The sequence below is a fragment of the Glutamicibacter sp. 0426 genome (genome assembly GCF_001906485.1).
In the GTDB taxonomy this organism is placed as follows: domain Bacteria; phylum Actinomycetota; class Actinomycetes; order Actinomycetales; family Micrococcaceae; genus Glutamicibacter; species Glutamicibacter nicotianae.
This window is the reverse complement of record NZ_MPBI01000003.1, coordinates 1-15,238: the sequence shown is the minus strand read 5'-3', so window position 1 is coordinate 15,238 and position 15,238 is coordinate 1. Positions and strand designations below refer to the sequence as shown.

Annotated in this window: 11 protein-coding genes; 6 read left to right on the top strand and 5 right to left on the bottom strand. The window is 61.6% G+C overall.

The window, feature by feature from the left end:
• The first annotated feature begins 102 nt into the window (after positions 1-102).
• Positions 103-1,584: a nucleobase:cation symporter-2 family protein gene (locus tag BKX98_RS08380; RefSeq protein ID WP_073706867.1), complete on the top strand. Its 1,482-nt coding sequence runs from the start codon at positions 103-105 to the stop codon at positions 1,582-1,584.
• Between the two features lie 70 nt (positions 1,585-1,654).
• Here the strand turns inward: BKX98_RS08380 and BKX98_RS08375 are convergent, their stop codons facing one another.
• Positions 1,655-2,545, bottom strand: coding sequence for an SPFH domain-containing protein (locus BKX98_RS08375; RefSeq protein ID WP_073706866.1), 891 nt, complete (start codon positions 2,543-2,545; stop codon positions 1,655-1,657).
• A gap of 134 nt (positions 2,546-2,679) precedes the next feature.
• On the opposite strand from BKX98_RS08375, the gene BKX98_RS08370 reads away from it, so the two are divergent.
• Positions 2,680-3,669, top strand: coding sequence for an aldo/keto reductase (locus tag BKX98_RS08370; RefSeq protein ID WP_073706865.1), 990 nt, complete (start codon positions 2,680-2,682; stop codon positions 3,667-3,669).
• A gap of 22 nt (positions 3,670-3,691) precedes the next feature.
• Here the strand turns inward: BKX98_RS08370 and nirB are convergent, their stop codons facing one another.
• Complete coding sequence (gene nirB, locus BKX98_RS08365) at positions 3,692-6,307, bottom strand: nitrite reductase large subunit NirB (RefSeq protein ID WP_073706864.1); 2,616 nt, start codon at positions 6,305-6,307, stop codon at positions 3,692-3,694.
• A gap of 358 nt (positions 6,308-6,665) precedes the next feature.
• Here nirB and nirD point away from each other — a divergent pair, with 358 nt between their 5' ends.
• Both nirD and BKX98_RS08355 read left to right on the top strand, forming a co-directional pair.
• Positions 6,666-7,043, top strand: a complete 378-nt coding sequence (gene nirD / locus BKX98_RS08360; protein WP_073706863.1) for a nitrite reductase small subunit NirD — start codon at positions 6,666-6,668, stop codon at positions 7,041-7,043.
• Between the two features lie 462 nt (positions 7,044-7,505).
• Positions 7,506-8,048 carry a dihydrofolate reductase family protein gene (locus BKX98_RS08355; protein ID WP_073706862.1) on the top strand — a complete coding sequence of 181 codons (543 nt, stop codon included), beginning with the start codon at positions 7,506-7,508 and terminating at the stop codon, positions 8,046-8,048.
• Positions 8,049-8,088: 40 nt separating this feature from the next.
• Here BKX98_RS08355 and BKX98_RS08350 read toward each other — a convergent pair whose 3' ends face one another.
• Genes BKX98_RS08350 through BKX98_RS08340 form a run of 3 tightly spaced genes read right to left on the bottom strand, consistent with a single transcriptional unit; the run spans position 8,089 to position 13,092 of the window.
• Complete coding sequence (locus tag BKX98_RS08350; RefSeq protein WP_073706861.1) at positions 8,089-9,579, bottom strand: FAD-dependent oxidoreductase; 1,491 nt, start codon at positions 9,577-9,579, stop codon at positions 8,089-8,091.
• A complete protein-coding gene (locus BKX98_RS08345) occupies positions 9,576-11,714 on the bottom strand; it encodes a molybdopterin oxidoreductase family protein (RefSeq protein ID WP_073706860.1) in 2,139 nt (712 codons plus the stop codon). Before BKX98_RS08345 ends, BKX98_RS08350 begins: the two co-directional genes overlap by 4 nt.
• Before the next feature lies 1 nt (position 11,715).
• Positions 11,716-13,092 carry an MFS transporter gene (locus BKX98_RS08340; RefSeq protein ID WP_073706859.1) on the bottom strand — a complete coding sequence of 459 codons (1,377 nt, stop codon included), beginning with the start codon at positions 13,090-13,092 and terminating at the stop codon, positions 11,716-11,718.
• An 867-nt stretch (positions 13,093-13,959) separates the two neighbouring features.
• On the opposite strand from BKX98_RS08340, the gene BKX98_RS08335 reads away from it, so the two are divergent.
• Complete coding sequence (locus BKX98_RS08335; RefSeq protein ID WP_073706858.1) at positions 13,960-14,619, top strand: hypothetical protein; 660 nt, start codon at positions 13,960-13,962, stop codon at positions 14,617-14,619.
• A gap of 271 nt (positions 14,620-14,890) precedes the next feature.
• Entirely contained in the window at positions 14,891-15,172 is a 282-nt protein-coding gene (locus BKX98_RS17400; RefSeq protein ID WP_143181071.1) for a restriction endonuclease, read from the top strand.
• The last annotated feature ends 66 nt before the right edge of the window (positions 15,173-15,238 follow it).

Below are 15,238 nucleotides of genomic sequence, written 5' to 3'. Positions count from 1 at the left end.
CCGGTTGTCCATCGGGCGCCCCGGTACGGGAGAATTGACGGCGGGGCGCATCCGAACGCATGGGATGCGCCATTCCGCAGTCCACCGAAGAGGAAATTCCCCATGAGTGCTGCCCGCAGCCAAGCCGCTGAGAGCATCAGACCAGAAGACGAACGCCTGCCTGCCCATAAAACCGTGGCCTACGGTTTCCAGCATGTGCTGACCATGTACGGCGGCATCATCGCACCGCCGCTGGTGATGGGTGGCGCCGCGGGCATGGACACAGCCGAAATGGGTGTGCTCGTTGCCAGCTGCCTGTTCATCGGCGGCCTGGCCACCATCCTGCAAACCTTGGGCGTGCCGTTCTTCGGCGCCCAGCTGCCGCTGGTCCAGGGCACGTCCTTCTCCGGCGTGGCTACCATGATCGCCATCCTCAACGGCGGGGGAGGCATGCCGGCAGTATTCGGCGCGGTGCTTGCCTCTGGCGCCATCGGCATCATCATCGCCCCGTTCTTCGCCAAGTTGCTGCGCTTCTTCCCGCCGGTGGTCACCGGCGTGGTGATCACGATTATCGGCGTCTCGCTCTTCCCGGTCACCGCCGACTGGGCCATGGGCGGTGCCAGTGCCGGGGACTCCTACGGCTCGCTGGAGAATATCGCCCTGGCCGCTATCACCCTGCTGATCCTGCTGGCCTTGTCCAAGTCCGGCGTCCCGGCGCTTTCGCGCCTGTCGATCCTGCTGTCCATCGCGCTGGGCACGCTGGTGGCAGTGTTCCTGGGCATGGCTGATTTCTCCCAGGTGCTCACCGGCGACATCTTCGCGGTTCCCACGCCCTTCGCCTTCGGCGCACCGGTCTTCGAAATCGGTGCCATCATCTCGATGATGATCGTCATCCTGGTGACCTACACCGAAACCACCGCGGACATGCTGGCGGTGGCCGAGGTGACCGGTTCCAAGGTGGATTCGCGGCGTATCGCCAACGGCCTGCGCGCTGACATGCTCTCCTCCACGGTCGCCCCGGTCTTCAACACCTTCACCCAGTCGGCCTTCGCGCAGAATGTGGGCCTGGTGGCGATTACCGGTGTGAAGAGCCGCTTCGTGGTGGCCGCCGGCGGCGGCATCCTGGTGGTCCTTGGCCTGCTGCCGGTGCTCGGCCGCGTGGTCGCCTCGATCCCTGCCCCGGTGCTGGGTGGTGCCGGCGTGGTGCTGTTCGGCTCGGTGGCAGCGGCAGGCATCCGCACCTTGGCCAAGGCCAAGGATGACAACATGAACATGCTGATCATCGCGACCTCGCTGGCCTTCGGCTGCATCCCGATGGTCAAGCCTGATTTCTACGCTGAATTCCCTGCCTGGGTGAGCACCATCTTCCAGTCCAGCATCTCCTCGGCCACCATCATGGCCGTGCTGCTGAACATCATCTTCAATGAGCTGAACTGGGGCAAGCAGGAAACCTCGCTGCGTACTGTCTACAAGTACCAGCTGGCCGGCCTCGAAGACGGCGACCGCCTGATCGACGGTAAGCTGTACGACTCGAAGGGCCTGGAAATCCAGGTCATCTCGGAGCAGCCGGGCCACGCCGGCGACCGGCCGATGCCGCAAGGCTAGCGGCAGCACCCATCACAAAAAGCCAAACGCCCCAGTTCAATGAACTGGGGCGTTTTGGACGTGAATGGCTTTACTGGCTGGAGTCCTTCTGCTTGTCACCGGTCATGGTGATCGGCTGGACCCCGGAATTGGGGAAGCAGCCGATAGGGCTCTGGCCGGACTCGGCCACGATATCCAGGCATTTGGACGTCAAGGTCTCCGGGGTCAGCGAGCGTTCCAGGATCTTGTTGGCTTCGGCTTCGGCCTCGCTGGTCTGCTTGCGTTGCTGGGCCACGCGGGTCTTGGCGGTTTCCGCCTGCAGCTCGTTAATGCGGTTCTGCGTCGGCTCATCGAAATTGATGATCGGCAAGGTGACCGAGCGAATCTCGATCTGGGTCTTGACCTTGGCCTGCATCTTTTCCTGCACCGACTTCGCCAGTCCTTCCAGATCCTGGCCGCCGCTGGCGGGTTCGCCGTATTCCAGCGGATCGTAGGTGGCCATGACCTCGTTCAGCGCGGCACGGAAGTTGCGGTCGACCAAATTGGACTGGATGCCCTCGAAGGTGCGGTAATCCAGGAAAACATCCATGGCATCATCGGTCTTCAGCTGCCACTGGATGGACGCATCCACATCGGCGCGGCCGTTGTTGCCCAGCCGGACCGGGATGGCACTGTCGGCTGAGTAGACATCGTTCTGCACCGACCCATCCAGCTTTTCGACCTTTTCCCATGGCCACTTCAGATGGAAGCCGTTGCTCACCACGGAGGTCGGCTTGCCCAGCGCGACCTTCACGCCGACGGTGCGTGGCTGCACGATGGTGGTGGACATGATGGCCAGCACGATCAGTGACACGATGAAAACGGTGATTCCGGTGAAGCGGGTGGCGGCACGATTCTTGTTTTCCGGTTTCATGGCATTTCCGGCAAGCAAGACAAGCAATCCTGCGATGGCGCAAAGGACGGTAATGATGGTGGGGAACATGATCTCCTCGATGACGTGATGGTATTCAATATTCTATCGTTTAGATAATTGAGAACCGTTTTGGACACGGCAACGCGGCGAAGGAGATTTTGCCATCCCCAGGAAAACAGGTTGCGGGAACTAGAATCGTAGACATGCAACAACGAGAACTTGGACGTACCCACCGCAACGTATCGGCCATTGGCCTGGGCACCTGGCAGCTTGGCGCCGACTGGGGCTCGGTGGATGAAGCCGACGCGCTGGCCGTGCTCGATGCCGCCTACGAAGCCGGGGTGAACTTCTTCGACACCGCCGATGTCTACGGTGATGGCCGCAGCGAGCAGCTGATCGGCACCTGGCTGAAGGCCAATCCGGATGCGGGCGTCACCGTAGCCACCAAGATGGGCCGCCGTGTGGAGCAGCTGCCTGAGAACTACAACCTGGACGCCTTCCGCGCATGGAACGACCGTTCCCGCAAGAACTTGGGCGTGGACACCCTGGACCTGGTCCAGCTGCACTGCCCGCCAACCCCGGTGTACTCGACCGATGCGATCTATGATGCCCTGGACACCATGGTGGACGAGGGACGGATGGCCAACTATGGCGTTTCGGTGGAAACCGTGGACGAGGCGCTCACCGCGATGGCACGCCCGAACATCGCCACCGTGCAGATCATCATTAATGCCTTCCGGCACAAGCCGCTGGACACCGTGCTGCCGGCAGCCCGCGAGGCAGGGGTGGGCATCATCGCCCGCGTGCCGCTGGCCAGCGGACTGCTGACCAACCGCTACACGCTGCAGACCGAGTTCGCCAAGGATGACCACCGCAACTTCAACCGCGACGGCTCCTCCTTCGACGTCGGCGAGACCTTCTCCGGCGTGGACTACGCCACCGGGCTCGAAACCGCTAGCGAGTTCGCGAAGCTGGCTGCCGCCGAGACGCCCGAGGCAAGCAGCGCGCAGGTGGCTTTGGCCTGGCTGGCAGCCCAGGACGGGGTGAGCACCATCATCCCCGGCGCCCGCAACGCGCAGCAGGCCCGCGCCAACGCGGCAGCCGGTTCGCTGCAGATCTCCGAGGGCTTCAACGCCTCGGTCCGCGCTCTCTACGACGCCAAGCTGCGCGAGCAGATCCACCCGCGCTGGTAGCAGCGCGGGTGGGAAACAGCTCCTAGTTTCGCGGCGCCCCGACGGGAATGCTGGCACCTAGTGCCACCGGCTCGGCGGGGCGCTGCTGCCCCCGCTCCGTAATGTATTCCAGCGCGGTATCCGGAGCCGCGGTGTTCACGAAGGAGCGGAAGCGCTTGAGCTTCACCGGGTCGGCCAGGGTCGCCGCCCACTCGTCCTCGTAGTTTGCCACATGGGCTTCCATGGCAGCTTCCAGCTCCTGAGCCAACCCCAGCGAATCCTCGATCACCACCTGCTTGGCGCGCTCCAGACCGCCATCCAGGTCCTGGAGCCAATGCGCGGTCCGCTGCAGCTTGTCCGCGGTGCGGATGTAGTACATCAGGTAGCGGTCGATGTACTTGAACAGCGTCTGCTCATCCAGGCCGCCGGCGAGCAGCTGGGCGTGTGCCGGGTTGGCACCGCCATTGCCGCCCACATACAGGTTCCAGCCATCTGTGGTGGCGATGACGCCGATATCCTTGGCGCGGGCCTCGGCGCATTCGCGGGCGCAGCCGGAGACGCCCATCTTCAGCTTGTGCGGTGCGCGCAGGCCGCGGTAGCGCAGCTCCATCTCGATGCCCAGCGCGGTGGAATCGAGCATGCCGTACCGGCACCAGGAGGAACCCACGCAGGTCTTCACATTGCGCAGCGACTTTCCGTAGGCCTGTCCGGATTCGAAACCGGCATCCACCAGCTCGCGCCAGATCTCCGGCAGCTGCTCCAGCCGGGCGCCGAACATGTCGATGCGCAGGCCGCCGGTGAGCTTCGTGTACAAGCCGTACTTCTGCGCCACCGCCGCAATCACGCCTAGCTTTTCCGGGGTGATCTCCCCGCCCGGGATGCGCGGGACCACCGAGTAAGTGCCGTCCTTCTGCATATTTGCCAGCACGCGGTCGTTGGTGTCCTGGGCGCCGGCAAGTCCTGCGTCCATCGGGTGCACGCTGGTCTGCGAGGAGAGGATGTTGGCGATGACCGGCTTGCAGATATCGCAACCCTTGCCGGTGCCGAAACGCTCCATCACCTCGCCGAAGGCCTGCAACCCGGCCACACGGATGGCTTCGTAGAGTTCCGGGCGGGAGAAGGAAATATGCTCGCACAGGGCGGTGGATACTTCCGCACCGTCCTTGAGCATCTGCGCTTCCATGACCTTCTTGAGCATCGGAACGCAGGAGCCGCACTGGGTGCCGGCACGGGTGCACCCCTTCAGCCCGGAAACGGTGGTCACCGGAGCCTCGCCCTCGAAACAGCCGCAACCGGAGACGGCATCGCGGATGGTGCCAGCAGTAACCGAATTGCAGGAGCACAGCGTCGCGTCATCGGGCAGTTCGCCCTCCGGCGCCTCGCCGCCCAGTGCGCTGAGGTATGCGCCTGGTTCGCCGGGCAGTTCCCGGCCGAGCAGCGGACGCAATGACTGGTACGGGGTGGCATCTCCCACGAAGATGCCGCCGAGCAGGGTCTTGGCGTCGGATGACACCACGAGCTTCTGGTACAGGCCACGCGGGGCATCCGCGTAGACCACTTCCAATGCACCCTCGGCTCGGGCGAAGCCGTCGCCGAAGCTGGCAACGTCCACCCCGGAGAGCTTGAGCTTGGTGGCAGTGTCGAAGCCGGCGAATTCGGCCTCGCCGCCGGCCAACTGCTCGGCCACGATTTCAGCCATGGCGTTGGCCGGCGCGACCAGGCCGATGCAGAATCCCTCGTAGTTCGCGACCTCTCCAATGGCCCAGATGTGCTCGATATCCGTGGCGCAATGCGAATCGATGACCACGCCGCCGCGCGGACCCATGCCGAAGCGGGGCGCTTCGCTGCCGGACTCGTCCAGGGCCGCGTTGTAGTTGCGGATCAGTTCATCGCGGGGTCGCACGCCGATCGACACGATGACCATGTCGGCTTCGATCACGCGTTCATCTGCCATCAGCACTCCGGTAACTACTCGGCTGCCGGAGTCCTGGCTGGTCAGGATCTCCTGCGGGAAGACCCCGTTGTGGACGGTGAAACCTGTCTGCTCAATGAGCCGGCCCATGGCTTGGCCAGCACCTTCATCCAGCTGGGTGCCCATCAGCCACTTGCCGCCGTCAATGACGACAGCTTCGGCGCCCAGCGCCTGGGCACCTGCGGCGGCTTCCAATCCAAGCAGCCCGCCGCCGATGGTGGCCACCACCGGGGCGCGGCCGAGCGTGGTTGAAAGCTCCTTGACCTTCTCGGCGATGGACCAGACATCTTCCAGCGTGCGATAGACGAACGTGTGCTCGTTGCCGGCGATGGGCAAGGTGGCAGCGTTGGATCCGGTGGCGAGCACCAATTCGTCATATGCGAAGCTGCGTCCATCGGCGGTGGCGACCGTGCGCTGTGTGCTGTCGATAGCCACGGCCTTGGCGTTGGTTTCCAAGGTGACATGCTCAGCTTCCCAGAGCTTCGGATCGCCGAGGGTGAGATCCACCCCGGGGTTGGTCAACGCTTGGGAGAGGGCCACGCGGTCATAGGGTAGGTGGGTTTCCTCGGTCAGTACCGTGATGTGCAGATCTTGCGGTGCGCGGCTGGCCAAGGCTTCGGTGAAGCGGTGGGCCGCGGGGCCGCCGCCGATGACCAGGATGTTGCGTGCAGTGTGTGTTGTACCCATGATCTATTTCGACTTTCGCTGGGAAACGGTGAGTTTCAGGCTGATGAGACCACTGTAGAAAGCGCGTTTTGCGCGGCAATTACCCTTGTGTTTCGGCCGGCGCAATTCTCTCCACCATGGATCGACGTCCTGGTGAAGGAGCTGAAACATGAACGAATCATTTGGCCGGGAATTCGATTCAGCCAAGGAAAGGGAACAGCGGAAATCGGCGGAATGACGGGAGGATTTTCGATTCACGGCGATTGAAATTGCTGTTAGCGATGCTTTACCGACCAGCAATCGCGTTGGGCATAGGGCGAAACATGCGGATTCTAAGCTCGATTCATCAGCGAAAACCAACCACGAAGGACTGGGAATCATGAGCACGCAAATCGCAGAAGACACCCGTGAAGCTACTCTGAGCTTGGCTCCGCTGTGCCGCAGCGGAGAGCTGGAGCGCGGGTGGGGAGAAGCGCTCTGGCACGAGACCACGCAGCTGGCCCTGTTCCGCACCGAAGAAGACGCCTTCTACGCCACCTCGCATCATTGCCCGACCAGCGGCGCGAAGGTCATGGCCCGTGGAATTCTGGGTGACACAGTCGTCGATGGTGCTTCAGTGGCCACGGTAGCCTGCCCGCTGCACAAGGAAGTGTACCGACTGGATACCGGCGAGTGCCTGAACGCCGATTCGCTGCCGCTGCCCGTGCAACGGCTCATGGAAATCGAGGGACAGCTATGGATGGAGCAGATCAAATGAGCATCAAATCAGAGTGCATCCTGAACGTCGAGCATTCGGCCTGGCAAGGCTGGTTCGAAATCCTCGACGAGACGGAATCGCTTGCAACCAACTAGCTCCAGCAAATGCAATGTCCAGCAGAGACGCCAAGAAACACGACAACTCGCATCATCATCAAGACGCAGGGACAAAAGCCAACGGCTTTTGTCCCTGCGTCGTTTTGCGGCGTGCCTCTGGGCATGGAACACCCAGTGCAGGCCTCAATGCCACCGTCATTAACCAAGCGAGGTAACCGCTGATTCCGATGATCGGTGACAGCCGGTTGGGGCACCAATGTTGGTGGCATCAGGTCTGAGGAGGTCCAGTAAAGGCTAGCCAGCGTGTCAGCGGTTGTTCTAGGGTGGCACCTGACATGGTCGTCGGCGTTGGCTTTCTTGACTGCTTTCATTGACAGCCGTACCCCTGGTGAAAAGGAACGAAGCTATGGCCACTGTGATTATCCATGCGACCATCACCCTCGATGGGTTTCTCGCGGATGCTGAGGGTGGGGTGGACTGGATGTTTGGCCGTCCCTCCGCCCCCGAAGATGATGGGGTCGTTGCCTTGGTCATGGAGAAGATCGGAGCCATTGTCGGCGGTGCGAATCGGACGCAAACGATCGAGGAGGGCGAAATCCCTTATGGAGGGATGCTTCAGGTCCCGGTATACCTGATGACTCATACAGCCACTGAGCCGGTGGTACGCGACGGCATCACCTACACCTTCGTTGTTGATGACATTGCCGGCGCAGTGGAATCAGCCAAGCAGGATGCCAAAGGCGGTTTTGTCAGCTTGCTGGGCGGGAAAATATCGCGGCAGTGCCTTGCCCTGGGACTGGTCGACGAGCTGCACCTGGATATTGCCTCGGTATTGCTTGGTAGCGGCATATCCCTGTTCGAAGGTTTGGGGCAGCATATCGAGCTGGAACGCATTCAGACCTCGGCCTTCGCCAGTGAAGTGCATCTGGTGTACCGGGTGCTTCACTGAGCGGTTCTGTGCCGCTAGGAGCCGACTGCCATCATTGCTATTACGCCACGGCGGGAGCCTTGGCCAGCAGCTCTTCGATTTTCGCCTTGCACCCGCCGCAGCCGGTGCCCGCGCGGCAGCTTTCACCCACTTGCGCGACGGTGGTGCATCCCGCGTTCACCGCGTGGGCCACCTGGCCGTAGGTGGCGCCAGAACAACGGCAGAGCTGGTCTTCATCGCTGGGGATTGCAGAGACCTGATCAGTCGCCGGATCATCCAAGCGCAACAGGGCCGAACGGTCTTCAGGCAACGCGGTGCCCCGTTCATAGGCAAGCACAAGCTCGGCACTGGTTTGCGGCAAGCCCATGGCCAGGAACCCGGTGACGGCATCCTTGCGGGTGACGATCTTCAGATAGCGTCCGCGCGCAGGATCCGCATAGACGGTTGCCTGCAGGTCCGGTTCATCCCAATAGCCGGCGCTGATGTCGCCGGCCGCGGTCAGCTCGATGCCCTGGCCCTTGAGCATCAGCACGTCGGAGGCGGAGAAATCCGGCGCAGGAAGCGGTTCGGCAGCTCCCGAACCAACCTGCTGCGAAAAGTACTGGGACAACCATGCGGCCTGGGCCCACCCCGGGGCCAACAACCCGACCGGCGGTTGCCCGGCAACTTCTGCGCAGTCGCCCACGGCAAAAATTCGTTGCTCGGTATCGGCGCAGAGGAATTCATCGGTCTTGATGCCCCGGCCCACGGGCAACCCGCAGCCCGAAGCCAGCTCGGTTCTGGCTCGCACACCGGTGGAAATGAGCAGGGCGTCAGCCTGGATCAGTCCGTGGGTGGAGGTCATCAGCCCGGCGAATTCTTGCTCATCCTTTTGAATGCCAGTGGCCTTCACTCCGGAAATCACCTCGACGCCGGCGTCGCGCAGATTCTTAGTTAGCAGCGCCCCGCCGTCTGCGTCCACGACCCGTCCCAAGGGTGCTGGGCCATGGTGCACCAGCACCGGTTGCGCCCCCGTAGTGGCAATGGCCAAGGCGGCTTCGATGCCTAACACGCCGCCGCCCAGAACTGCAATGCGCCGGCTGGCACCGAGCGATTCCCGCAGCTGATGGGCATCATCCACGGTGCGCAGGGCAAAGACCCCGGCAGGCAGGGAAGTTTCCGCATGCGGATCGAAGTTCAGGCCGTTGAGCGTCGGGACTACAGCACGGGCACCGGTGGCGAAGACCAGACGGTCATAGGAAATATGGCCAGCGTCCTGCAGATGGACTCGGCGCCGCGAACGGTCGATGCCGGTGGCCCGCACACCCAAGCGCACCTCGACTCCGGCATCTGCCAGCCGTTGGGGATCCACCATGCCCAGATGCTCGAGCTCGGCGGCGCCCACGGCCAGCTCAGCGAGCAGCACGCGGTTGTAGGCCAGATGATCTTCGGCGCTGATCACGGTGATGGCGCACTGGCCGGAAGCCGCCGCGGGCAGCAGCCCCTCGACGAGGGATGCGGCGACGGGGCCGAAGCCGATGATGACGATGCGTTGCGGGCGTTGCTCGGTCATTGTTCCTCTTCCACAGCGTTCAGCGAAACATGGGCGTGCTTGAATTCAGGCATCCTGCTGTGCGGGTCAACCTTGGCCTCGGTCAGCAGGTTCGCGGTTCCCGACGTCGGGTAGTGGAACGGCAGGAAGACCGTGTCCAGCCGGGCATCAGCGGTCAGCAGCGCCCGGGCGGTCACCTCACCACGTTGATTGCTGATCACGACCTTCTGCCCATGGGCAATCTGGTGCGCCAATGCGGTTGCCGGATGGATTTCAAGCATTGGTTCTGGTGCGGCGTGGGCCAGCTCGGGAACTCGGCGGGTCTGCGCGCCGGACTGGTAGTGCTCCAGCAGACGGCCGGTCACCAGTGAGACGGTAGCGCTGGTATTCTTCCGGGGCGCAGGCTGGAATGCCACCGGAACCAGCACCGCACGCCGATCTGCGTGGGCAAAGCCGTCTAGGAACAGGCGCGGGGTGCCGTTGCGGATGCCGGGTTCGGCCGTCACCGCGGTGCCTGCAGGACAGGGCCAATAGATAGCGGCACCGGCATCGAGATCATCCCAACGCACCCCCGAGTAGTCAGCCAAGCCGCCGGCTGACGCTTCTTTGAGTTCTTCGAAGACTTCCCGCGGATCGGGGGAGAAGCGGCCGGGAGCGTCCAGCCGCTGGGCGAGCTGGGAGAGGATCCACAGTTCGCTGCGCGCATTTCCCGGTGCCTCCAAGGCGGCGCGGCGGCGCAGGATCCGGCCCTCCAAGTTGGTCATGCTGCCTTCCTCTTCGGCCCATTGCAGCACCGGCAGCACCAGGTCTGCCTGGGCTGCAGTTTCCGATAGGAAGAAGTCGCAGACCACCAGGAAATCGAGGCTGGCCAGTGCCCGGCTCACCTTCGAGGCATCGGGTGCGGAGATCACCGGGTTGGCCCCGTGGATCATCATCATGCGCGGACCGGTTGGGGTGCCCAGCGCTTCGAGCAGCTCAACGGCAGGTAGCCCGGGACCGGGGATGATTTCGGGTTCCACGCCCCAGACTCGGGCCACCTGTGCACGGTGTTCCGGGTCGGTGATCTTGCGGTAGCCGGGAAGCTGGTCGCATTTCTGTCCGTGCTCCCGGCCGCCCTGCCCATTGCCCTGGCCGGTGATGGTGCCGTAGCCGCCGGCCATAGTTCCGGGCAGGCCGAGCAGCAAGGCGAGGTTGATCGCGGCGGTGACCGTATCGGTGCCGTTGGCGTGCTGTTCGATGCCCCGGCCGGTGAGGATGTAGACGGGCTTGCCGCCGGCCTTGGCTTCGCTGGCCGCCTGCGCCAGGGCCCGGGCGGTACGCCGGATCTGCTCGGCGGGAACGCCGGTGACCTGGGCCGTCCGCTCCGGCCACCAGCTGGCCAATGATGCTTTCACTGCGTCGAAACCATTGGTGCGGGCTGCCAGATAACCGGTGTCGGCCAAGGACTCGGCCACCAGCACGTGGGCCAGGCCCAGCAGCAGCGGCAGGTCGGTGGCCGGGGTGGGCTGCAAGTGCCAGCCGGCATTATCTTCGCAGAGCTTGGCGGTTGCCGAACGCCGCGGATCAACCACCACCAGTCCGCCGTTCTCACGCGCCCCGGCCAAATGCCGGACAAAAGGCGGCATCGTGTCGGCGACGTTGGAACCGAGCATCAGGATCATCCCCGCCTCATCCAGATCCGCCAGCGGGAACGGCAAACCGCGGTCCAGGCCAAAGGCGCGGTTGGTGCCCGCGGCAGCCGAGGACATGCAGAACCGGCCGTTATAGTCGATGCGCGACGTGCCCAGGGCCAGCCGCGCGAACTTGCCCAGCTGGTAGGCCTTTTCGTTCGTCAGCGATCCGGAACCGAAAACCGCTAGCGCATCAGCACCGGATTCGGCACGGATGCTCCGCGCCTTGTCGGCCATCAGATCCAATGCCTGCTCCCAGCCGATCGGTGCAAATCTGCCATCGGCTTGGCGCAGCAGCGGCGTCTGCAGGCGCTCGGGATGATCCAGCAGTGTCGCGGCGCTATATCCCTTCCGGCACAGCGCCCCGCCGTTGGTCTCGAAGTCCCGGCCCTTCAAGCTCACCGGTTCCGAGGCCTCGGCCTGCGTTTTGGGTTCCAGGGTGATGCCGCACTGCAGGGCGCAGTAGGGGCAATGCGTGGCGGTCATCCTAGACTCCGTGCTTCGCGAAGCGGGTGCCGGGTCGCGCATAGGTGAACCATGCGGTGGCCATGAGCAGCAGGTAGGCGGCGATGAAGATGATGAATGCCGCGGTGTAGGCTCCCGTCGTGGAAACGGACAGGCCCAAGGCTTGCGGAATCAGGAAGCCGCCGTAGGCGCCGATGGCCGAGATCAATCCGAGTGCGGCAGCAGCCTTGCGGGAAGAATCCACTTGTCCGGCCTGAGGTCCCTGGCCGCTCAGGGCAAAGACTGCCGGGATCATGCGATAGGTCGAGCCATTGCCGATGCCGCTTGCGGTGAAGAGCAGCAAGAACAAGGCGAGGAAGACCCAGAAGTTCGCCCGGGGCAGGCTGATCACCAGTGCGGCGGTAATCAAGGCCATGGCCGCAAAGGTGGCCACGGTGATGCGTGCGCCGCCGAGCTTGTCGGCGATCTTGCCACCGTACGGGCGGGCCAGCGATGCGACCAGCGGGCCGAGGAAGGCCAAGGTGATGGTGGCGGTGCCCAGCGGCAAGGCGGCGTATTCCGGGAAGGTGTCAACGATCAGCTTGGGGAAGACTGCCGAGAATCCAATGAAGGAGCCGAATGTCCCCACATACAGCGCCGAAATGATCCACAGGTGCTTTTCCCTCAGGCAGGCTACCGCGCCACGGATATCCGAGCGTGCCGATGACAGATTGTGCATGTACTTCCAGGCACCCCACGCGGAGAGCAGAATCAGCGGGATCCAGAGCAACCCAGCCAGCGGGAGCTGCAGCGCCCCGGCGGCGAACACCGTGACAATGACCGGCACGAGCAGCTGGGCGACGGCCGCGCCGAGGTTGCCGCCAGCAGCGTTCAGCCCCAGCGCCCAGCCCTTGCGGGCGGCCGGGTAGAAGTAGGTGATATTTGCCATCGAGGAGGCAAAGTTGCCGCCGCCGAAGCCGGTCAGCGCTGCGAGGCTGAGCATGACCCAGAACGGCGTGGACGCATCGGCCAGCGCGAGCGTGATGCCGCCGGCAGGAATCAGCAGGAGCAATGCGGAAATCACTGTCCAATTGCGTCCGCCGAACCGGGCGACCATGAACGTGTAGGGGATGCGCAGCGTCGCTCCGACGAGGCTTGGGATGGAGATCAGCCAGAACAGTTCGGTGGTGCTGTAGCTGAATCCGGCGGCCGGGAGATAGACCACGATGATGGCGAAAAGCTGCCATACGCTGAAACCGAGGAACTCGGCGAAGATGGACCACCTGAGGTTTTGGCTGGCTACCGCTGATCCGGTGTGCTTCCAGAAGGCAGGATCCTCCGGGGTCCAGTTGCCGACCCAGCGTCCCGGCTGGATGTCCAGTGCCTGCGATGTGCCAGGTGCTTCTAGCTGTGCGCTCACGCTACCCGATCCCTTCTCTAGCGTTTGATGCTTCTGAGCTTTTCAAACAGGTATTTCACCGAGGTGCTCAGGTTGTTGCGCCGAAGGGAACTTAATTTCACCAGGGCGATCGGGGAGCCGATAGGCGGCTGTAACGTGTTGGAAACCCGGGCGCCGAAGCTAGGGCCCAGTTGCGAATTCCCGGTGCCGGCGTATAGCCCCATTCGGCAAGATACAAATTAAGTGGCCGAGATGTGTTCGGGAACGCAATTATCCTTGCGCCCTCGAGAATGGAAGCGGATGAAATTTACTAGAATAATCAATTTCGGACGACTAAAACGATCTCTGGTTAATTTAGATTTGGGATAGAAATTACTCATGCGCAGTATGTAATTCTGCTTAACACTAAGTCGATAATCCTACAGTACTTTTCTGGGACATTAGAGCATCGGATTGCACTTCATGTCATATAGGAATGGGGTCTCGCGTCTTGTCGGATTCAAGCCGCAGTTGTCATGGTCATGTCTGTCTGGATCAGACGAAATTGCCAATATTTCTTGCTGGGAAATTAACCATGGCCAGACCACTGTAATGCGAAGCCTGCTCTTGAAATTCCTGTAACTCATTGAAGCAGATGTATGAATTACTGCTACTTTGGAAGGAGTAAAGAAGACATGTCTAATTCTTATTGCTCGATGGGCTAGTGCGTTACGCAGCTGTACCCTAAAGCCGGTACCGTAGGCGGCACAAGACCAACTCGGTTCCGAGGCTTGGAACCCTCGTAATTCGAACACGGACACCCACATGTCTATCGCCCGGCGTGATGGACTTCGCCGAACCGGCCTCGCAGGATTTGACTGTTCACGCATAGAAAGTTGCTGTTGTCTAGTGGATTTACACCAAAAAGTTTTTCCTTTGAAGGCTCTGTCACCGGATGGCGACGGATCGTTCAATGTCGGAACAGGTTTCTTGATTTCGGTCGATAATCAGGTGTATCTGGTCACGGTGGCGCATCTCGCGACTGGAAAAGTTTCTCAGACGGATGATTGGACGTTGTGGGCGGACCAAATTCAATACGCGCCGACCGGGACAAGCGAAACCGTGATGTCGTTGTTCGATGTAGGTACATTTGGCAACAGACGTCCGCGTTTCAAGTTTCTCCGGGCCCATGACATTCCTAGTGTGTTAGTGGACATGATCCTACTGCCGCTGGATCCGGACGACCTTATACTGAACGCCTCTGAGATATTCCATCTACCTGTTGACTTGGTAAATGATCTCATCCCTGGCCAAACACTTTACATGGTCGGTTGCGCGCCGTGGCCTGAAAAGAAGGTGCAGTTACACTCCCTTGTCATGCCAGATGTTGTGCACCTAGTTGAACCGCCTCAAACTGACGGATTCTCGGGATGCCCCGTTGTCGATGGAGAGGGTCTGCTTGTCGGCATGGCTTATGGCACTGTAGATTCGGAAACCGTGAACCATGGCCAAGTGTTGGCAGCTCAACTATTCGAGCGCGCCGTTAGATATCTAGACAATGTCGGGTGAACTAGGCCGATATTCCTTGACATCCGTTTTAGAGGAAAGGTTGAAATATCATCAACTAGTTTTCATTCGGACAGCTTCGTATCCGTAGGAAAGTGGCCGACGAAGAAACCAATCCGACCGAAGTCAGGGGTTTTCCTGTGTTACCGGAATTTGAGCTTCCTTCAGGACCCGGAGTGAGCATGGGATCCATAACCCGTGTCAATGGAGTCGTTCCGCCGGATGCTATATTTGCTCGCGTAGGCTGAACCTAATCAAGCATCTGGTGGGGGCCATGAATCAAGTTGTCGTTAAAGATCCGATCGTCATCCTTCTCGCGTCTGGGGACACTCCAAATGAACAAGGAAATCGGAGGGGTCACCTATTCGAACATTTTATGGCGCAGGTGATGCATCACCTTGGCTATAAAGCACCTTCAACTGAAAGCCTGAATGTCACTAGTGAGGGCGTTGAACTAGACATTTCCATTGAGCATGAACTCGATGGGAGCCGCGCCATCGCCGAGTGCAAAGCCTATTCTTCCAACATTAGCGTGCCCCTGGTTGGGTCCCTTTAAGCAGTCCAGCAGCTATGCGATAGCTAACTGATTCTCTCTAACCCACTCATCCCAAAACCGGGACGG